Annotated in this window: 15 protein-coding genes; 7 read left to right on the forward strand and 8 right to left on the reverse strand. The window is 63.3% G+C overall.

The window, feature by feature from the left end; genetic code table 11:
• Positions 1-116: 116 nt before the first annotated feature.
• The 6 genes from DSC91_RS02170 to DSC91_RS02190 all read right to left on the reverse strand — a co-directional run bounded on the left by DSC91_RS02170 (position 117) and on the right by DSC91_RS02190 (position 7,880).
• Positions 117-3,047 (reverse strand): tetratricopeptide repeat protein, encoded by a 2,931-nt coding sequence (locus DSC91_RS02170; RefSeq protein ID WP_229758265.1) that lies wholly within the window; start codon positions 3,045-3,047, stop codon positions 117-119.
• Positions 3,044-4,657, reverse strand: a complete 1,614-nt coding sequence (locus DSC91_RS02175) for a tetratricopeptide repeat protein (RefSeq protein WP_115776618.1) — start codon at positions 4,655-4,657, stop codon at positions 3,044-3,046. Before DSC91_RS02175 ends, DSC91_RS02170 begins: the two co-directional genes overlap by 4 nt.
• Positions 4,654-4,818, reverse strand: coding sequence for a hypothetical protein (locus DSC91_RS37300; protein WP_162831316.1), 165 nt, complete (start codon positions 4,816-4,818; stop codon positions 4,654-4,656). The genes DSC91_RS02175 and DSC91_RS37300 overlap by 4 nt, the downstream gene beginning before the upstream one ends.
• A gap of 19 nt (positions 4,819-4,837) precedes the next feature.
• Positions 4,838-6,142: a DUF3443 domain-containing protein gene (locus tag DSC91_RS02180; protein ID WP_115776619.1), complete on the reverse strand. Its 1,305-nt coding sequence runs from the start codon at positions 6,140-6,142 to the stop codon at positions 4,838-4,840.
• Positions 6,143-6,172: 30 nt separating this feature from the next.
• On the reverse strand, positions 6,173-6,679 hold the full coding sequence (locus DSC91_RS02185; protein WP_229758266.1) for a DUF2844 domain-containing protein: 507 nt from the start codon (positions 6,677-6,679) through the stop codon (positions 6,173-6,175).
• Between the two features lie 289 nt (positions 6,680-6,968).
• Positions 6,969-7,880, reverse strand: coding sequence for a LysR family transcriptional regulator (locus DSC91_RS02190; protein WP_115776621.1), 912 nt, complete (start codon positions 7,878-7,880; stop codon positions 6,969-6,971).
• 99 nt (positions 7,881-7,979) lie between these two features.
• Between DSC91_RS02190 and DSC91_RS02195 the strand changes: the two genes are divergently transcribed.
• The 3 genes from DSC91_RS02195 to DSC91_RS02205 are packed head-to-tail and all read left to right on the forward strand — an operon-like array spanning position 7,980 to position 11,001.
• Positions 7,980-9,284 carry a CitMHS family transporter gene (locus DSC91_RS02195; RefSeq protein ID WP_115776622.1) on the forward strand — a complete coding sequence of 435 codons (1,305 nt, stop codon included), beginning with the start codon at positions 7,980-7,982 and terminating at the stop codon, positions 9,282-9,284.
• A 33-nt stretch (positions 9,285-9,317) separates the two neighbouring features.
• The gene (locus DSC91_RS02200; RefSeq protein ID WP_115779647.1) at positions 9,318-10,685 is read left to right on the forward strand and encodes an acyclic terpene utilization AtuA family protein; all 1,368 of its coding nucleotides are present in this window, start codon (positions 9,318-9,320) and stop codon (positions 10,683-10,685) included.
• Position 10,686: 1 nt separating this feature from the next.
• The gene (locus DSC91_RS02205; protein ID WP_115776623.1) at positions 10,687-11,001 is read left to right on the forward strand and encodes an AtuA-related protein; all 315 of its coding nucleotides are present in this window, start codon (positions 10,687-10,689) and stop codon (positions 10,999-11,001) included.
• Between the two features lie 126 nt (positions 11,002-11,127).
• On the opposite strand, the gene DSC91_RS02210 is transcribed toward DSC91_RS02205, so the two are convergent.
• Positions 11,128-11,838, reverse strand: coding sequence for a FadR/GntR family transcriptional regulator (locus tag DSC91_RS02210; protein ID WP_115776624.1), 711 nt, complete (start codon positions 11,836-11,838; stop codon positions 11,128-11,130).
• A gap of 424 nt (positions 11,839-12,262) precedes the next feature.
• Between DSC91_RS02210 and DSC91_RS02215 the strand changes: the two genes are divergently transcribed.
• Both DSC91_RS02215 and gudD read left to right on the forward strand, forming a co-directional pair.
• The gene (locus DSC91_RS02215) at positions 12,263-13,594 is read left to right on the forward strand and encodes an MFS transporter (RefSeq protein ID WP_115779648.1); all 1,332 of its coding nucleotides are present in this window, start codon (positions 12,263-12,265) and stop codon (positions 13,592-13,594) included.
• A 125-nt stretch (positions 13,595-13,719) separates the two neighbouring features.
• Positions 13,720-15,069, forward strand: a complete 1,350-nt coding sequence (gudD, locus tag DSC91_RS02220; protein WP_115776625.1) for a glucarate dehydratase — start codon at positions 13,720-13,722, stop codon at positions 15,067-15,069.
• Between the two features lie 96 nt (positions 15,070-15,165).
• Here the strand turns inward: gudD and DSC91_RS02225 are convergent, their stop codons facing one another.
• Positions 15,166-16,674: an MFS transporter gene (locus tag DSC91_RS02225; protein WP_115776626.1), complete on the reverse strand. Its 1,509-nt coding sequence runs from the start codon at positions 16,672-16,674 to the stop codon at positions 15,166-15,168.
• 539 nt (positions 16,675-17,213) lie between these two features.
• Here DSC91_RS02225 and DSC91_RS02230 point away from each other — a divergent pair.
• On the forward strand, positions 17,214-18,008 hold the full coding sequence (locus tag DSC91_RS02230) for a substrate-binding periplasmic protein (RefSeq protein ID WP_115776627.1): 795 nt from the start codon (positions 17,214-17,216) through the stop codon (positions 18,006-18,008).
• Between the two features lie 5 nt (positions 18,009-18,013).
• Entirely contained in the window at positions 18,014-20,803 is a 2,790-nt protein-coding gene (locus DSC91_RS02235; RefSeq protein ID WP_229758273.1) for a bifunctional diguanylate cyclase/phosphodiesterase, read from the forward strand.
• Positions 20,804-20,825 lie beyond the last annotated feature (22 nt).

Genomic DNA, 20,825 nt, shown 5'->3' on the forward strand with positions numbered 1-20,825 from the left:
TCAAGGATCCACCAGGTTTCCAGCGCCGCCACCAGAAAATCAATAAAGCTACGAGTTTTCGCGCTGTGACGGTGGGTGGGCGGCGTGAACGTGGGCGGCCGGCCGCGATTTCGATTTTAGCGAGTTCCCAGCACCGTCGCGCTGGCGGGCACCGTCGCGATCAGATTGAGCGCCAACCGTTGAGCCCGCTCCCGCTCTGCCGCGGTGAGCGTCGCCCCAACGCGCTGTTCGACAACGCGCGTGGCGTCGGCATAGGCGCGCAAGCCGGGTCTGGCGGCAAAGCTCGCCTGCGCGCGCTGAAGCCAGGCGTCGCCGAGTGCTTTATCGCGCATCACGCCGTCGCCCGAGAGGTAGCGAATCCCCGTTTCGTACTGCCGCAATGGCTCGCCCCGCAACGCCCCGTTCAGCGTCGAGAGTGCGTTCCACGCCGCTTCGCCATGTTCTGCGGCAGCCGATGTCGGTAAGCCGCTTTTCGCATCCGACGCTGGCTCGCCGGCGGTGAGCGCGAGCCAGTACGGCGACCGTTGAGTGAGCGAGTGCGTCTGTCCCGCAGCCTGAGCGCGCAGTGCAAGCGCGATGACCGCCGCATCGCATCCCAACGCGGCAGCTTTGCGATGCCAGCCTAGCGCCAGCTCGTCATCAATGGGCACACCCGTGCCGGTCTCGTACAGATTCGCGAGATCGTCCGCCGCTTCACACGAACCCGCGGCGGCGGCCTTTTCGAGCCATCCGCGCGCAAGGGTCATGTTTTGTGCAACACCGCGTCCGCTCAGGTAGGCCGCGCCCACCATTTCCATCGCGGACGAACTGCCGCCCGCCGCCTGGCTGGCCCATGCAAAGGCCTCCTGGTCATCGCGCTCACCGCCGAGTCCGGTAAACAGATGCCACGCGAGCGAGGCTTGCGCCGAGGCATTGCCCTGCGCGGCCGAGCGGCGGAACCAGTACATCGCCGCGCCGAAATCGGCCGTCACGCCGCTGCCCTGGTCGTACGAGTCGCCGAGGATCGATTCGTAGGCGGCGTCTCCGGTATTCGCGAGGCGCCACTGCCAGTAGACCCGCTCACGGGCGGACGCGTCATTGCCGGTTGCGATGCCGACAGCCAACTGACGCATCGCGAATGCATCGCCCGCCTGCGCGGCTGCGAGGCACCAGCGCTGTGCCGCCGGCGCATCGCGCGCGACGCCCGAGCCGTTCGCGTAGGCGAGACACAGCACGCGCTGCGAGACGAGATCGTTGGATTCCGCGCCACGCGTGAACCATGTGAGCGCGCTGGCCTGGTCGGGCGTCGTGCCTTCGCCCCTGGCATAAAGGTTTCCCATTGCGGCGTAGGCGGGACCGAATTTTTGCGCGACTGCCTTGACCAGCCATTCCTTTCCGCTGTCCTTGCTGACCGACGACGGACGACTGAGCAAATACAAGCCGAGCATCGTCTGCGCCTGTGGGTCGCCGGCTTGCGCGGCGAGTTCCAGGTAGTGTTCGCCGAGTGCTTCGTCGCGCGGTGTGCCGACACCGTACAGGTACTGCCAGCCCGTTGCGCGTTCGCCGTCGAGATTGCCCAGATCGGCCGCCTTGCGATACCAGACCAGTGCCTGCGCTTTGTCGGCCGGCACGCCTTCGCCGGCGAACAGCATTTTGCCCGCCATCACGGCGGCTTGCGCATAGCCGCGTTCAGCGCCCGTACGCGCGAGCTGGAAGGCGAGCGCCGGGTTTTTCGGCATGCCGGATCCGGCATCGGCGAGCAACGCAAGATTGAACGACGCGACCCCCAGGCCTTGCGCGGCCGCACGTTCGTACCACTGCTTTGCTTCGGCGAGATTGCGCGCTTCGCCTTCGCCACGCTGCAGCATGACGCCGAGATCGTTTTGAGCCGATGCAACCCCTGCCTGAGCCGCACCACGCATCCATCCGATTGCGGCATCCGGATCGACGGACCCGCCGAGCCCAAAGCGGTACTCGACGGCCAGTTCGAATTGCGCCGTGGCGTCGCCCTCGAGCGCGGCCTTTCGATGCCAGACGCGCGCCAAGGCTGCGTTGCGGGTGGTGCCGACGCCGCCCGAGTACAGTTCGCCAAGCCGGCGCTGTGCGTAGATCGAGCCGTGCCGCGCCGCAATCGACATCAGCGCGAAGCCGCGTGGGTCGTCACGAGGGACGCCCGAGCCGGCCAGATACAGATCGGCGAGCACGGCGTGCGCTTCGATATGGTCCTGCGCAACTGCTGCGCTGAGCCATCCCGCTGCGTTGTGCGCATCTTGCGCAACACCCCAGCCGCGCAACAGCGAGATGCCGAGCAGAAACTCGCCGTCGGGGTCGCCGTGTACCGCGCCTTGAATGAACCAGGTCACGCTGCCGTGAACGTCGCGAGGCACGCCTGGCCGGCCGCCGGCCAGCAGTTGACCGGCACTGGTCGCGCCATGCGGATAGCCATTTTCAGCGGCCCGCACAAACTCCGTGTACGCGGAGGCGAAGTCGACCGCACCGCCTTCACCGTTGTAGTCCATCAGGCCGAGCGTGCCGGCTGCGGCGCCGTCGCCGTTGTCCGCCGCGAGCGCGAGCCACCGGCGAGCAGCGGCATAGTCCTTCGGCACGCGCGTGCCATCGTGGTAAAGCGAGCCGACCACGCGCTGCGCGGCCGGCGAGCCGTCCACGGCGGTCTGCTTCAGAATGGCGAGGCCGGCATCGTCGGGCTGCATGGCGAAGCCGAACAGCATCATTTGCCCGTAGACGAGACGCGCGTCCCGATTTCCGGCAGCCGCGTCCGCACGGCACAACGCGAGCAATTGCGCGGGCTTTGCGAGCGGCGAGGCGGCCCATTCCTGGCCGGCGCCGAAGCGCAGTGCGCAAGGCGTGGTCGGGTCGCTGAACGACGCGGACGGCACGGCCGCGAACGAAAATGCCGGACGAGCGGCGTCCTGAACAATCGACGGCATCGCGCTTGCGACGATAGGCGCCACGGCGGCCGCCGTTAGCGTGAGCGACGAGAGCAACGAAGCCATTCGCGACAGGGCGGGCCGCGCGCGCTGAAGCCGGCTGGCGGATGCGAATGTCACGCACCGCCTCGCTGGACCATCATCCACTCGTTGGTTCCATAGGGCTGGAGATCGTTCAGCCGGCCGACAAAAGCGCGGGCTGCCGCGTCGTTGTGTTTCACGTAGCGTTCATAGGCCGCGGCCATGAACCAGGTTTCGGCGAGCGCGTTCTGGATGGCGACGGGATTGTCGAGCGATACGATCTGACCGTATACCTGTTCGACCGGGAGTTTGCCCTGCATATACAGCAGCAGCCAACGGCGATAACTTCCAAACACCGGTTGCGACGCACGCCGGATGTAGTCGTCGAAGTACGCATTGGTGGGCGCGGCTCCGGCACTTCTTGCCCGGACGTAGAGATAGAGCGTCGCCATGTAATCCTGGTCGGCGGGCTCCGACCCCTTGGCGCCGTCAATCAGCGCGTCGATCGCCTCGCTCCATTTGCCCTGTTGCATGTAGGCCAGCGCCGATGAGCTCGAGACTTCGCGATATTTGCTGAAGACCGAGCCAGGGTTGGGCGATGCGGCAGCTTCGTCATGCGCCCGTTTGCGGATTGGCGCGGCATACGCGAGGGCGGCGTCGATGCGATTCAGATCGACCAGGGTCGTGACTTTCGATTGTTTGTAGCTCACGTCGTCCGGCGCGAGTGCGATCGCCTTGTCGATCGCCGCCAGTGCGTCAACATGCCGGCCGATGCCGTCCGAGAATGCCGAAATGTCGCTGTAGGCCTCTGCCTTGGCCTGCGCAGTCGTGGAAGCCTTCAGTGACTGCCGTCCCTTGTCGAGTTGTTCCGCAGCGATGTTGTACAACGGATTGGTGTCGCCGAAGGGGTGGCGTCGTTCGTTGGCGGGATCGATGCCTAGTGAAGAGAATTTGGCGCGTGTCGACGCATCAATCTCCCTGTCCGTCGCCCAGCGCGCGAACTGAACGTAGTCGGCGCGTGCTCCAGCCGCGTCGCCCGATGCCTCGCGTACGAGGGCGCGTCTGCGATAGACATCCGAGAGCGCAGGTTGAAGCGCGATGGCCTTGGAGAAAGCGTCGAGGGATTCCTTAAAACGTTTCTTTCCGGCTAACGCGGCGCCGAGTTCCTGGTAGTAGGACGCGCCAATCGTCAGATCGAGATCATGCGTGGCCTCGTGCTTCGCGCGGAGCCGGTCGAGTGTCGACAGGCATTCATCGTCGCGCTGATTGGTTTCATACAGATGCGCGAGCAACAGCAGTTGCACATCGGTCGGAGTTGGCATGAGTTCGACCGCGGCAAGCTGCGCGTCGAGCGCGGCCCGGTCATCCCGAAGCGCCATGTCGACTAGCGTCAGCTCCTGCAGCACTCGCGTGCGCAACGCGACCGGCAGGCTGTGTGAAGCAAGACATTCGTTCGCAAGACGGGCCGCGTCTGCAGCATGGCCGGCACTCATTTCGGCAGAGAAGCGCTGACAGGTAGCGAGCACGTCCGGCGGCACATTCGCGGTGGCGCTCGCGGACGGGCCGGACTGCGAGCCGATTGCCGTATCTGCCGCCGAAGCCGACGCGGCCGACGCCGCGAGCGGGGCGGGGTTATGCGCGCACGCGCTCATGCACAAGGCGGCCACGACGGCTGCTGCGCGTCGGCTTACGTTGTTCTTAATTTTCATGTTCGCGTGGTGAAGAGGCCGGCGCGGGTGTGAACGATTCTGCGCCCCAGCACCCATATCGGCAGGAAAATGAAGAACTTGAGATCCGCAATGTCGCGGTTTGCTTGTAAAAACTTTCCTGTCCCGCGCGAATGAATTTCGGCACCGTGTCCGATATTCATCGCGCGGAACCTATGCCGCTCAGCTTGAAACGTATGCTACGTACGGCCCCGTGCCCCCACCCGTGGACGCCTTGCCCGAAATGCCGTAGTACACGTGCCGGCCATAAAAGAACGGCATGCCGAAGTCGAACTGCCGCGACAGATAGATACCGAGGTTATTGAAGGCGTTATTCCCCGACGCGTTCAACGTCGTCCCGTTTGCAATATTGAAACCGAGCGTCACGCTCGCCGGACTGGTTGCCGCCAGCGTCGACGTCCGGCCCACGGTCACCGTCGGTATGTAGTATCCGGACGAGCTGTCAATCGGGATCGACAGGTCCGGGAAGAACAATACTGTCGATCCGGAATCGAAGAACGTCGTCCTCAGCGTGGCGCCGTTGTAGCTCGACGTGAAGTCGCCGTTCGCGTCCGTCCCGATCAGCGTGGCGCCCGTGCCTGACAACGCATTGTTCGTCTGCGTGTCGATGCCGAACACGAGCGTACCGTGAGCCGTCGCGCTGCCGCTGTCGGACACCTGCGCCATCTCCAGGATCACGCCGTTGCTGTCCTGCCCGAACAGGGTGACGGGATTGGTGATCTGCCCGCTGACGGGCACCGAAGTGGCCGTGCCGGCGTTGGTGTAGTAGTACTGCGACAGCGCTGTAGTCGCACACGCGGTGCCGCAGTCTGTCGGGCTCACGCCAATGCCGAGAATACCGTTTGCGCCAAGATCGGCGGTGGTTGCGAGCTGACGGCCAACCTGGCACTCGGTCGGCGCGCTCACGGTCAGCGCCGAATCGCCGATCACGTGGATCGGTACGCTCTGGGCAGTCTCACCCGAAAGCGCAACGTCCGCGAGATGGACCGAACCCCATGCATAGCCGCTGCCGAACAACGCGCATTCGGCGAGCGGGAGGCCACTCGTCTGATCGGTTTCGGCGGTGAGTGCATTGAAGGTGGTTGTCGGAATCGCTGAGCGAACCAGGCGCAGCCCGAACGAGGCGGTATCGACGATCACGTTCGGGATCGTCGAGCAGTTGGTGGCGGCGCCAGATCCCGGGGTACAGATCGTGACGCTGACCATGGGCTGATTGTGGATGCCCGTTCCGCTCACCGTCACCGCGATCGTATTGCCGGGGCCGACCGCGGTAGGCACAGCCGACGCGTCCACCGCGAGGACGTTGGACGAAGAACTCGTTGTGCTCGACGTCGTGGATGAGCTTCCGCCCGCGTTTGTTGATGTGTTGCTGCTGGTTCCACTGCTGCTACTCCCGCTACCACCCCCGCCACAGCCGGCCAGACTCAGCCCGAGCGCCGCGGCAATCACCCATGCGATTTTGCGCACTTTTATTCTCTCGATTGATTTTGAACAGACTTACTTGATGTCGTCGGCGCTGACGCCTTGCGGCAGCGCTTGCGGGAGATAGGCCCGACCCGCGAAGGCGCCCATATGGCCGCCTGTCTCGACAACCAGAGCCGACTGATGCACGACGGCTGCCCCATAGCCGCCGCCTTGCGCTGCGTGCGCGTCGGTAAGTCCCTGCACATAAGACGGGAAGTAAGTGGCGAGCAGTGTATTGAGCGGCGGCATGGTCGGACCTTCCCAGCTCAGCGCGAACACGGTGTTGCCCGCCGCGATGTACTCGTTCACGACCGTGCCCGACGGGAGCGTGGTCTGACTCACGGTGTAGGCCGAAGAGGCCGCATTGGCGCTTGCCGCGAAGCGGGCCACCGCGCTGCCGCCCACGCTGGCCGCCCCTGCGCTGGTACTGCTGGCGGTGACGGGGTAGGTCGGTGCGCCGCCTAACCCTGCATACGCCGGAGCGACCGTGGCGAGCGAGGCCGCGGCCACCACGAGCATTCGAAATTGGCTGATTATCATTTTTTGGTTTTCGACGTTATTCGGAAAATGCGCGCGGACGTTTCCTCGAGCCCACGCGATATCGATGCTAGCGTGCGTCGCTTCGATTAAATCAGATGAATAACGAGGCGATTCGGGTTCTATTTGAAATTGAAAGCCAGGCAAGCGGAAATCAAACGGCGGGCTTGAGAACGGAATAAACGCAGCCAGTGGGAATCCACGGCATTTACCGCAGCCCTTTCAGACGATGTGCGATAGATAATGAATGGCCTGCCTTAAGATGCCGCTCCGGTATTTGTTTCATCGATATTCAAGCTTGCCCGGACGTTGAAATCTTGCCGAGCTTGTCGATCAACACGGCAACGAAGGTTTCCGTGACAGGCGGCAGGGTCTTGCCGCGCTTCTTGATGAGGGCGATGGGGCGGGTGAATGCGGGATCGTCGACTGGGCGGACTATCAGTTCAGGTTCCGCTCTGACCTCGCGGGCCGATGCCGGCAGGATGGTCACGCCGAGTCCCGCGCGCACCATCGCGACCGCGCTCATCATGTAGGTCGGCTCGCACGCGATCTCAGGCATGGCGTGAGCGTCTGCAAACGCGCTGTCGACCACCGCCCGCACACTCGTGCCTTGCGCGGTGAGCACGAGCGGGACGCCTGCAAGGTCGGCCAGCGTGATGCGCTTGCGGCGTGCCAGCGCATGGCGCTTCGGAAACACGGCCACCAACCGGTCGATGCCCGCATGCAGCACCTCGAAGCCAGCGTCGCCCAGCTCGCCGCCGGTCAGACCGATATCCACTTCTTCGCTGCGTACCAGCGTGTTGACCATGCTGGCGACCACGTCGCGCACATGAAAGCTCACGCGCGGAACCGTCTTCTTCAGGTCCTGCACGAGTTCCGGCAATACGCTCGCCGCGAAAGTGGGCAAGCACGCGATCCGCACCGTGCCGCTCGAGCCTTCGCCGAGCGCACGCGCGTCGATCAGCACGTGCTCCATGTCATGCAGGGACTTTTGCAGCAGCGGCAGCAGTTCGCGGCCGGTCGGTGTCAACGCGACGTTGCGGCTGTTGCGATCGAAAAGACGCAGGCCGACCGTCTCCTCCAGACGGCGTATTTGCACCGTCAAGGCGGGTTGAGAAAGATGCAGGCGCGTGGCCGCGCGCGTGAAACTGCCCGTTTGCGCCACGGCGATAAACGCGCGAATGTCCCGAAGGTTCAGATCCATGATGGTTCGTAATAGCTGCGATCAATTCATTTCAATTGATTTATCGCCGTCCCGAACTTACGCTGGATCGCAGTAAAAAACAACATCGGAGACAAGGACATGCTGCCATTGCTGGGGCTAGCCACCATCGTCGTGCTACTCGGCGCGATTCTGTCGAAACGGATGTCGCCGCTGGTGGCGCTCATCATCGTGCCGCTCGCCGCTTCGCTGATCGGCGGATTCGGTTTTCAGACAAGCAAATTCGTGATCGACGGACTCAAGAGCCTGGCGCCCGTCGTCGGCATGTTCGTGTTCGCGATTCTGTACTTCGGCACCATTACCGACGCCGGCACGCTCGATCCGATCATCGACCGCATTCTGCGCGCTGTCGGCACGCGGCCCACGCGGATCGTGATGGGCACCACCTTGCTTGCGCTGCTGATTCATCTCGACGGTTCCGGCGCGGTGTGCTTTCTCGTCACGATTCCCGCGATGCTGCCGCTCTACGATCGTCTGAAGATGGATCGGCGCGTGCTGGCCGCAGCGGTTTCGATGGCCGCCGGCATCAATTTTCTGCCGTGGACGGGGCCGATGATCCGCGCGTCGGCCTCGCTGCATCTGCCGGTTTCCGCTTTGTTCAATCCGTTGATTCCCGTGCAGTTGATCGGCCTGGTGTTCGTCTTCGGCATGGCGTTCTGGCTCGGACGGCGCGAGGAAAAGCGGCTCGGCCTCACCGCCGCGAGCGGTTCCGCACCGATGCCCAAACGCGAGCTGACACCCGAAGAGCAAGCCTTGCGCCGGCCGAAAAACTTCTGGTTCAACATCGTCCTGACGCTCGTCGTGCTCGGCACGATGGTCGTGATGGGCGAGAAGATTCCGCCGGCCATCATGTTCATGGTCGGGCTGTGCATCGCGTTGATGGTGAACTATCCGAACGTCGACATGCAGCGCAAGCGGATCGACGCGCACGCACGGGCTGCGTTGATGATGGCCGGCATCCTGCTGGCGGCCGGCGTGTTCACCGGCGTGATGCAGGGCAGCGGCATGCTGAAGGCCATGGCACACGCGGCAGTCGGCTTCGTGCCGCCCGCGATGGCGGGCCACATCCCCGTCGCGCTCGGGTTGATGTCGATGCCGCTCAGCATGCTGTTCGATCCAGACTCGTTTTACTTCGGCGTGCTGCCGGTGATCGCCGAAGTGGCCGGCCAGCTCGGCGTGCCCGCCGTGCATGTCGGCCAGGCCGCGCTGCTTGGCCAGATGACCACCGGCTTTCCGGTCAGCCCGCTGACGCCGGCGACTTTCCTGGTGGTCGGCCTGTGCGGCATCGATCTCGCCGACCATCAGAAATTCACGTTCCCTCTACTGTTCGGCGCGTCGATCGTCATGACGATTGCCTGCGTCGCGCTGGGGATATTCTCGTTGTGAGCTTGACGGTTTGACTGAATGGATGCGACCAGCATGATAGCGACTCCACATGGACGGCCGGTTCGAATCGGCGCAGGCGCGGGGTATTCCGGCGACCGTATCGAACCCGCGGTCGAACTGGCGGAACACGGCGCGCTCGATTACCTGGTGTTCGAGTGCCTCGCCGAACGCACCATTGCGATCGCGCAGCAGGCGCGCAGCAAGGATCCTGAGCTGGGCTACGACCCGTTGCTCGAAACGCGCATGGCGGCCGTGCTTCCCGCTGCCATGCGTGCTCCGGGAAGTGGCGTGCGGATCATTTCCAACATGGGCGCGGCCAATCCCCTTGCGGCGGCGAAGAAGACTGCCGAGATCGCGCGCGCGCTCGGTCTCGGCGGTGTGAAGATTGCCGCCGTCACCGGCGACGATGTACTCGACGTCGTGCGGCAGGGCAATTTCCGTTTTGAGGAGTCCGGGGAAAGCGTTGCTTCGTACAGCGATCGCCTCGTGTCCGCGAATGCATACCTGGGCGCGGCGGCGATTGTCGAGGCGCTTGCGGCCGGCGCGCAAATCGTCCTGACCGGTCGTGTCGCCGATCCTTCTTTGTTCGTCGCGCCGCTGATCCACGAGTTCGGCTGGCGGATGGACGACTGGCAGACGCTCGGCCAGGCGACCGTGACCGGCCACCTGCTCGAATGCGCGGGACAAATCACCGGCGGGTATTTTGCCGATCCGGGTTTCAAGGACGTTCCCAATCTCGCGAGGCTCGGCTTTCCCATCGCCGAAGTCGCGCCGGACGGCTCGGTGGTCATCACCAAGCTCCCGCAGGCCGGCGGCCGGGTCACCGAGGCGACCTGCAAAGAGCAACTACTGTACGAGATTCACGATCCGCAGCGCTATCTGCAACCGGACGTGGTCGCCGATTTCACGCAGGTGCGCATTGCCCAGGAAGCGCCGGATCGCATTCGCGTGAGCGGCGGGCGCGGCACACCGCGGACCGGTACGTTGAAGGTGTCGGTCGCTTACTTCGACGGCTATATCGGCGAAGGGCAGATTTCATACGGCGGTCCCGGCGCGCTGGCGCGAGCCCGGCTTGCGCTCGATATCGTGCGGGAAAGGCTTGCCCTGACCGGCGTCGAAACGCGTGAATTGCGCTTCGATCTGATCGGCGTGAACGCGCTGCATGGCGAAGCGGTGGCCGGCGGCTGCGGCGAGCCTTATGAGGTGAGAGCGCGCGTCGCGGGGCGCACCGAGTCACTGGCACAAGCGATACGGATCGGCAACGAGGTGGAGACGCTTTACACGAACGGCCCGGCGGGCGGTGGCGGCGTGACTAAAGCGGCGCGCGAAGTCGTCGCGGTGCAATCGGTGTTGTTGCCGCGCGAGCATGTCAAGCCGGCATTCTCGCTGGTGGAGGCGTGACATGAAACTACGTGAGCTTGCTCATTCGCGGACCGGCGACAAGGGCAATACGCTGAACATCTCGGTCATCTGCTATGACGCAAAGCACTACGAGCATTTGCGCGCGGTGTTGACGGCGGAACGGGTCAAGGCGCATCTGAGCGACGTGGTGCGCGGCGAAGTCGTGCGCTATGAACTGCCCGGCATTGCCGCATTCAACTTCGTACTCGGTGATGCGCTCGGCGGAGGCGTGACGCGTTCGCTTGCGCTCGACGCGCACGGCAAATCGCTGAGTTCGGCGTTGATCGGGCTGGATGTCGAAGAGCCCGCTCCGTAGGTTCTGCTCGAGCCGGAGCAATCGGGATTGCCGGCGGCCGGGCAGGGCAACGTTGTGCCGAAGTACGCCGGCTGGCCGCCGCACCGCGCGAGGCGAGCGCTTCGCAGCGTGCGGCGGCGCGACCGATCAGCCGCCCGCCTTGCTCAACGCGTGCGCGCGCCGAAGTCTTTCGCGGCTGTTGCTCAGATGCATGCGCATCGCGGCACGCGCGTCGTCGGCGTCCTGGCGTTCGATCGCCCGATAGATCATCTGATGCTCGCTGAGCACATTGCGCAGGTGCTCGATATGGTCGAGTTCCGCGATCTCGGCGCTGCCGAGCCGCGTGCGCGGGCTCACCGCGCGGCCGAGTTGACTGAGCACATCGAAGAAATAGCGATTGCCGCTGGCGCGCGCGATCTGCAGATGAAACTCGATGTCGTGCGCCAACGTGTCGGTACTTCCCCGCTCGAGTTCGGACTCGAAGCGCTCCAGCGCGCCGCGAATCTGCTTGAGATTCTGCTCGGTGCGCCGCGTGGCCGCGAGCGCGGCCGAGGCGGCCTCGACGTCGATGCGGAATTCGATGATCGCCATCACGTCCAGCATGCTGGAGAGGTCGGCGGCCGGCAGTTGCATGGACTGCTCCGTGGCGGGCTCCAGAACGAACGTGCCGATGCCGTGACGCGTCTCGACCACCTTGGCCGCCTGCAGGCGCGAGATCGCCTCGCGAACCACGGAGCGGCTCACCGAGAGCTGCTTCATCATCGCGACTTCCGTCGGGATGCGGTCCCCCGGCCGCAGGCTGCCGCGGCGGATTTCATCGGAAAGGGTGGCCACCACCTTCTCAGTTAGGCTGCTCATTTATCTATTGACCAATCGGCTGGGAATTCACACGTTGCGTGTGCGAGCGACGTCGTTTGTCGTCTCGACATAGCCATCATAGCGTCAGTCCGAATGAGAACGATTTGAATCTCGTGCTTCGCATGCCGGCGGCGATGACGGGTTGAGCGGATCCAGCCGGCTCAGTCAGCCTAGCTTTCATCATGTCATCGGACGTCTTAATTCGATTGTATTGTTTGAGTGCGGCAACCGTCCTGCGGCGAGGATTTCCCGGTGAATACGGCCCATATGACAGGGTAAACACTCCGTTGGAATCGATGGTTGGAAAGAGGTAGACTGTCATCAGACAACGTATCACGCACTTCGTGCTGGGTCATCCGGCCTGCCCGAATGTGCCGCGTTGCGCTCGATCGGGCCGCCGGAGTGGCCGAACACGGAGACAACCTTGACATCTGCTCTCACCACGGCCGTCGACCCGCTCGAGTCCGCGGTTTCGAAGGTCAAGCGGCACGTGCTGCCGCTTTTTCTGATCATGTTCATCGCGAACTATATCGATCGCGTGAACATCGGCTTCGTCAATGCCCACATGCAGACGGACCTCGGCATCGGCGCGGCCGCTTACGGCCTGGGGAGCGGGTTGTTCTTCGTCGGCTACGCGCTGTTCGAAGTGCCGTCGAACGTGTTGATGCAGAAGTACGGCGCGCGCGCCTGGCTGACGCGCATCATGGGCACCTGGGGGCTGGTCGCGGCCGCCATGGCGTTCGTCTGGAACGACACGTCCTTCTATGTGCTGCGATTCCTGCTCGGCATCGCGGAAGCCGGCTTCTTCCCGGGCGTCGTGTTTTACTTCACCCAATGGCTGCCGCAGAAAGAGCGGGGCAAGGCCGTGGCGGTTTTTCTCTCGGGCTCGGCGCTCGCGTCGGTGCTGTCGGGGCCGATCACCGGCAGCCTGCTGTCGATTCGCGGCCTTGGCTTGCAGGGCTGGCAATGGATGTTTCTCATTGAGGGTGGCTTCTCGATCATGCTGTGCGGTGTCAGCTGGCTGCTGCTGAAGTCGCGCGTTCGCGACGCCACCTGGCTGACAACTGAGGAGCAGAGCGTTCTCGAAAGTGCGATCGCCGCGGAGCAGGCCGAGCGCGAAGCGCACGGCGGCGCGCATCTGCCGGCGATGAAGCTGCTGAAAGACCCGCAGATTCTCCTATTCTGCTTTCTGTACTTTGCGATTCAACTGACCATCTACGCGGCGACGTTCTGGCTCCCGACGATCATTCGAAAAATGGGCGGCCTTTCGGACTTCGAAGTCGGCATGTTCAATACCATCCCATGGCTCATCGCCATGGTCGCGATGTACTGTTTCGCGCTGTTGTCGGCGAAATGGCGTTTCCAGCAGGCGTGGCTGGCGGTGGCGCTCGTCATCGCGGCGTGCGGGCTGTTCGCCTCCACGTCGTCTGATCCGGTGCTGTCTTTCGTCGCCATCTGCTTCTCGGCGATCGGTTTCAAGGCCGCGTCTTCGCTCTTCTGGCCGATTCCGCAGGGTTATCTGGACGCACGTGTGGCCGCCGCCGTCATTGCGCTGATCAACTCGGTCGGCAACCTCGGCGGGTTCTTCGCGCCGGCTACCTTCGGTTATCTGCAACAGCACACCGGTTCGATCACCGGTGGTCTATATGCATTGGGGGTGGCTTCGCTGATCGCGGCGGCGGCCGGCTTCCTGACTCGCAATCGCCGTGTGAACCGCGAAGCGTTGCCGGAGTCTTTGCATAGCAAGGCCCACTGACCGGCGAAAATCATAGACCGTGAATAACGCATTTCCCACTTTCTGTCCGGCACGGGGTGTTGGCGCACTGATCCAGCGCGCGCATGCCCACTTGCCGGCTCACTAACTCAACCGGGTCCATTCTCATGTCCACGAACTCATCCCAATCGAACGCTACGCCGATCGTGACCGAGCTGCGCGTCGTGCCTGTCGCCGGCCGTGACAGCATGCTGATGAATCTGAGCGGCGCGCATGGCCCGTTCTTCACGCGCAACATCGTCATCCTGCGCGATAGCGCCGGGCATACCGGGGTCGGCGAAGTGCCGGGCGGCGAGAGCATCCGCAAGACGATCGACGACGCGCGTGCGCTGGTTGTCGGTCAGTCGATCGGCAATCTTCAAGCGATCCTGAACAAAGTGCGCACGCAGTTCGCCGACCGCGACGCCGGCGGGCGCGGTCTGCAGACTTTCGATCTGCGCACCACCATTCACGCGGTGACCGCACTCGAAGCCGCGCTGCTCGATCTGCTCGGGCAGCATCTGGGCGTCCCGGTTGCGGCACTGCTCGGCGAAGGCCAGCAACGCGACGAAGTGGAAATGCTCGGCTACCTGTTCTATATCGGCGACCGCAAGAAAACCGACCTGCCCTACGAGAGCGGCGCGGAAGGGCGCGACGACTGGGAGCGCGTGCGCACTGAAGAAGCCATGACGCCCGAAGCGGTGGTGCGGCTCGCCGAGGCAGCGCAAGCGCGTTACGGCTTCAACGATTTCAAGCTCAAGGGTGGCGTACTGGCCGGCGACGCCGAGATCGAAGCGGTGACCGCACTCGCGGAACGTTTCCCCAACGCGCGCGTCACGCTCGACCCGAATGGCGCATGGTCGCTCGCGGAAGCGGTGCGTTTGTGCCGCGATCAGCACGACGTGCTCGCTTACGCGGAAGATCCCTGCGGCGCGGAAAACGGCTACTCGGGCCGCGAGGTGATGGCCGAATTCCGTCGCGCGACCGGTTTGCCGACGGCGACCAACATGATCGCTACCGACTGGCGCCAGATGGGTCACGCGATCCAGTTGCAGTCAGTGGACATTCCGCTGGCCGATCCGCACTTCTGGACCATGCAGGGTTCGGTGCGCGTGGCGCAGATGTGCAACGAGTGGGGCTTGACCTGGGGCTCGCATTCGAACAATCACTTCGACATTTCGCTCGCGATGTTCACGCATGTCGCGGCGGCGGCGCCCGGCAAGATCACGGCGATCGACACGCACTGGATCTGGCAGGACGGTCAGCGCCTGACGCGCGAGCCGCTGCGGATCGTCGGCGGCAAGGTCAAGGTGCCTCAGGCCGCCGGCCTCGGTGTCGAGCTGGATATGGACGAGATCGAGAAGGCGCACGCGCTGTATCAGCAGCACGGCCTCGGTGCGCGCGACGACGGCGTGGCCATGCAGTATCTGATTCCGAACTGGAAGTTCGATAACAAGCGCCCATGTCTGGTGCGTTGAGTGTTCCGTGACCTGAGCGGCGGTTCGCGCGGCCGCTCGCTCGAATCCGTGGCTGCGATGCGGTGACGAACGCCTTGTGTGCGTCACCGGCGCGGCTCAACTGCGGCGAAACACAACGTGCGAAATGCGCTGCACGAGCAGCGCGGCCGCCAGGGCCGCCACCGCCGTCAGCCACACACCGATATGAATCGACTGCACCAGTGCATCGCGTGCCGTGTCGATCAGCGCCAGCGTATTGAGCCCCGAGGGTTTCATATCCGCAATCAGCTTCTGGCGTAACGTTTCGTCGATCAGGATGCGCAGATCGACGAAGCGCGGCCGCCATTGCGAGGCGGCCGGCTCGCCGAGCACGCTCATCGTGCGCGTGACGACGTCGCGGTAGTGATGCTGCACCACGGTTGCGACAATGCTGGTGCCGAGCATCCCACCCACCATTCGCGTGGACTGCAGTAGCGCCGTCGTGATGCCGAAGCGTTCGCGCCCGGCAATCTCCTGGCCGAATACGTTCAGATTGTTCAGGATGAAACCCAGGCCGATGCCGACGGCCGCCATCGGCACTTCGATCCACACGTGCGGTGTGTCCGGATTGGCGAACGCCAATGCGATCGCGGCGAACAGCAGCAGCGCGAAACCGGTCGACAGAATCCGCGTGGGCTTCTTCAGGTGAATGACGATGCGCGTATTCAACAGACTGCCGAGCGCAATGCACGCGGCAATCGGCGTCGCGAGCAGGCCCGCCTGTTGCGGCGACAGCCCGAAGCCGCCTTGCAACAGCAGCGGTGCGAAGAAGATCAGCGAGAACATCACGAAGCCGGACAGGAAGCCGAGTACGAAGAGCGTGACGAGTCGCGCATCCTTGAACAGGTCGAGCGGAACGATCGGATGCGTGGCGCGTTTTTCGCACGCCAGCAACGCGATGGCGCCCACGGTCACGAAGGCCGCCAGCGCCAGGTTGCCGGGCGTCAGACCGTCTTTCGGCACGGCTTCGATGAAAGCCTGCAGGCCGCCCAGCACGGCGGCGACCAGCGCCGCGCCCAGCCAGTCGATCTTGACCTCGCCCTCGTGCGGACGCTGGAAATTGGGCAGATGCGCCCAGACGAAATAGAGCGCCGCGGCGCCGACCGGCAGATTGATCAGGAAGGTGGAGCGCCAACCCCAATGCTCGCTCATCCAGCCGCCCAGCGACGGACCCGCCGCGGTGCCGATCCCGTACGCGGCCGCCATCACCACTTGCCAGCGCACGCGTGCGCGCGGATCGGGGAAGAGATCGGGGATCGACGCGAACGCCGTGCCGACCATCATCCCGCCGCCGACCCCTTGCAAGCCGCGTGCGATCACGAGGAACAGCATGTCGTTCGCTACGCCGCAGAGCACTGACGCCACGGTGAACGTGATGACCGCGGCGATCACGAAACGCTTGCGGCCGAAATAGTCGCCGAGACGGCCGAACACGGGAACCGTCACCACCGACGCCAGCAGATACGCGCTGGCAATCCACGCGTAGTACTCGAAGCCATGCAGTTCGGCGACAATCGACGGCAGCGCGGTGCTGACGACGGTCTGGTCGAGTGCGACCAGCATGTTGACGAGGCCGATGCCGAGCATCGCGAGCAGGGCGTTTCGGAAAGGCAGGGCAGTCGCAGTCGCAGTCGAGTTCACGGGTCTGGGAAAGAAGGGCTTTTGAGGGTCGGCGCTGCGCGGCAGGGCGCGGCCAGGGTCTTGATCACTACGATGTCCTATAGTTGTCTGACCTCTCGTCCGCGATTATACGGGTTTTCCCCTAAGCGAAACTATTCCCCATGGTTTCGCCCGGAAAATGCCGTGCATGGCCGGTCGGCGCGGCGCGCGCAGTTTGACATGCGATGTCTGCCAACGCCGCACAGGGCCGGACAAAACCGGGCGAGTGCGGCGAGAAGTCGTCGGGAGGCTCTCAAGAACTGCGGCGCGGTGCCGACAATGCGTACAGAAGATTTGCCTAAGAAAATCTTGCGCGCTCGCGGCGCATCGCGACGGCTTGGCGCGGGAAAACTTCCCGGGATATGTGATAAAAATCAGGTATCTGGCATAGAGCCTGACTGAACGTGCTGTCGGATTGTGATCGCGGATAAGAATTTAACCGAGCGTCGTTTCGCTACGGAGGCGTTGTGATTCGAAACTGGTTTGCCGGCGCGTTGTTTGCAGTGTGTTTCGTCAGCAATGCGTTTGCGGGCGGACCGGATTGTTCCCGGCCGTTTACGCTTGGATTGCATGACCACGGGCTGCTCTATTCGCCCGACACCGATAGCGGCATCGACAAAGACTTCGCGGATGAGTTGATCCGGCGCAGCGGTTGCCAGATCAAGGTCAGCCTGATGTCGCGTGCGCGTATCTGGAAACTGATCGAGTCGGGCGCGCTCGACTTCAGCCTTTCCGGCATCGCGAATGATGAACGCAATCAATATGCTTCGTTTGCGTGGTACTTCAGTAACAAATACTATCTGCTCGTCCGCAAGGATTCCGGCATTCATAACGTCGCGGACTTCGAACGCGATAAGCACGCGCAGCTCGGCGTAATCCGCAGTTTTCGCTACAGCGCGTCAGCCAACGAACTGGTCGACAGACTCACGTCGGAAAACCGCATAAGCCTCGCGGGCGGCCTCGAACCGCTCTACCAGGCGCTTATTCTTCGACAGATCCAGGGCATGATTATCGAGCCCTTCGACTATCCCGCGCTGGATGAGAAAAAGATCCGCGACGTGACGACGATCGTCGAGTTCAACGATCCTTCGGTGCCGCACGGTCTGATCATGTCGAAGAAAGCGCTCCCGGCCGCCGAGCAGGAGAAGTGGCGGGCGCTGGTGGATGAAATGCGCGCCGACGGAACGGTGCGCCGTATTTTCGAAAAGTACTTCAGGCCGGATCTGGCTGAATCCATGGTTAACTTCAAGGCGTCACCGTGATCCGGATGCGCTCTGTCCTGCTGCCGTTGCTGGTGCTATCCGCATCGCTTGGCGTGACGTGGACAGTGTGGGATCACGAACGGCAGGCGACCCGGAAAGAGTTTCGCACGCAGTTCGATTACACCATGAGCGACGCGGTGGGCCGCATCGAACAGCGGATGGCGACCTACGAGCTGATGTTGCGTGGCGTGCAGAGCATGTTCGCCGCGAACGGAGCGATCGATCGTGGCAAGTTCCGGCGCTATGTGAGCGCGCTCAATCTTGATGCGAACTTTTCCGGAGTCCACGCCGTGGGCGTGGTCGAATGGGTGCCCGCCGCGCGTAAGGAGGCCCATATAGCGGACATGCGCGAGGGCGGCGTTCCCGGCTACACGATTCGTCCCGACGGGCTGCGCGAACACTATGCCCCGATCATTCAGCGCGAGCCCTTTGTCGGCCTCGCACGCAGTTCGCCCGGCTTCGACGCCTGGGACGAACCGGTGCGGCGCGCGGCAATGGAGAAGGCCCGCGATTCCGGCATGGCGGTCCTCTCGGGAACGGTGCGCCTTTCGGTCGACATCGACGCGGACCCCCGGCCAGGCTTCATTCTGTATCTTCCGATCTACGCGTCCGGCAAGGCGCAGGACAACCTCGTGCAGCGCCGGGCGAACATTGTCGGTTGGGTCTACACATCGTTCCGTATGCACGATGTGATGGCCAGTCTCTACGGCGAGCAGCCCCCCGGCATTTCACTCTCCATTTACGATGGCGTGAAGCCGTCGGAGGCAGCGCTGTTGCATCGCACGCCGGATGGAAACAACCGGCATGCGCCTGCGCTCATCTCCGCAGACGAATATCTGGTCGTGGACGGACACGACTGGATGCTGTCGATGAGCGCCTCCGACGAGTTTCGATCCCGGTTAGGGCGCAATGCAGAGGTGTTGATTGCGGGGACGGGCACGGGCTTGAGTCTCCTGCTGGCGCTTCTGACCTGGCTCATGATGACCGGGCGGGAGCGTGCCATGCGCCTTGCCTCGGCGATGACGCGGGAGTTGCGTGAGAGCGAAGAGAAGTTTCGCGCCATTGCCGACTGCACGGTGAACCTGGAAATCTGGTGGGGACCGGACGGCAAGCCTCGCTGGATCAACCCCTCGGTTGAGTACTACACGGGCTATACGGTTGCTGAATGCATGGCAATGTCCGATTTCGCCCTCACGCTCATCCATCCGGAGGATCTCCGGCGCGTTGCGCCGGAATTCAAAAAGGGGCTTCAGGGCTCTCGCGGCGACGATCTCGAGTTTCGTTGCGTACGCAAGGATGGATCGGTCCTCTGGCTGTCGGTCTCCTGGGTGCCGATTAGCAATCAACGGGGCGACTTCATCGGTTTTCGTACGAGCGGCCGCGATATCACGGAGCGCAAGAAGTCGGAGGAGAAAATCCGGGAACTGGCCTTCTACGATACGCTGACCCGCCTGCCCAATCGCGCGCTTCTTCTGGACCGCCTGAGGCAGTCGATGGTGGTCAGCCGGCAGAACAAGGTTTGCGCCGCCCTCATGTTCATCGATCTCGACCACTTCAAAACACTGAACGATACGCTTGGGCATGACAAAGGCGATCTGCTGCTGCGCCAGGTCGCGTATCGCCTGTCGAGTAGTGTCAACGAAGGCGATACGGTCGCCCGGGTCGGCGGCGACGAGTTCGTTGTCGTGCTGGGCAATCTGAGTCTGGACAAGGCCGAGGCGACAATGGAAACCGTGGCGGTGGGAGAAAAAATTCTCGCCGTGCTGGGCTGTGCCTACGAGCTCAACGGTGTCCAGTTTCGAAGCACCGCCAGCATCGGGGTCACCGTATTCAATGGGGAGCAGACGTCCACCGACGAGCTATTCAAGCAGGCCGATCTCGCCATGTATAAATCGAAGGAGCGCGGCCGCAATGCCATGTGTTTCTTCGACCCGACGATGCAGACGGCCGTACTGAGACGAGCCGAACTGGAGGTGGGCCTGCGCAGCGCCATCGAGGAGAACCGCTTTGTCCTTCACTATCAGGCGCAGGTCGTCGACGGCGATCACATAACCGGGGCGGAGGCGCTGGTGCGCTGGGCGCATCCCGAGCGCGGCCTGATACCGCCGGGTGAGTTTATCCCGCTCGCCGAGGAGTCGGGGCTGATTCTCGAAATGGGGCGAGCGGTATTGGTGTCCGCGTGCACCCAGCTGGCCCTGTGGGCGACGCAGCCGCCAATGGCGCATCTGTCCATCGCCGTGAACGTCAGCGCCCGGCAATTCCGCGAACCCGACTTCGTTGACAGTGTGCTCGCGGTCATCAACCGGACAGGGGCGAGGGCGGACAGGCTGAAGCTCGAGCTGACCGAAAGCGTTCTCGTTGAAAACGTGCAGGACATCATCGAGAAGATGAGCGCGCTTCGTGCGCGAGGCGTGACTTTCTCGCTGGATGACTTCGGGACGGGATACTCTTCGCTCTCTTACCTGAAGAGATTGCCGTTGGACCAGTTGAAGATCGACCGGTCGTTCGTGCGCGACATTCTGGTCGACTCCAACGACGCCGACATCGCGAGAACGATCGTGGCGCTTGCCCGAAGTTTCAACCTGGGGGTCATCGCCGAAGGCGTCGAAACGGAAGCGCAACGGGATTTCCTCGCGGTGGCAGGATGCCATGCCTATCAGGGTTTCCTCTTTTGCAAGCCGCTTCCGATTCAGGGTTTTGAACAGTTTGTAAATCTGTTCAGCGCCCGGAACCGGGGGGAAATCCACTCGACGGGGAGCGACGAGCGAAACGTCGGTTCGGGTACGGTAACCTGACCCATCCGTCTCTCATCAGTCT

The sequence above is a fragment of the Paraburkholderia caffeinilytica genome (genome assembly GCF_003368325.1).
Lineage (GTDB): Bacteria > Pseudomonadota > Gammaproteobacteria > Burkholderiales > Burkholderiaceae > Paraburkholderia > Paraburkholderia caffeinilytica.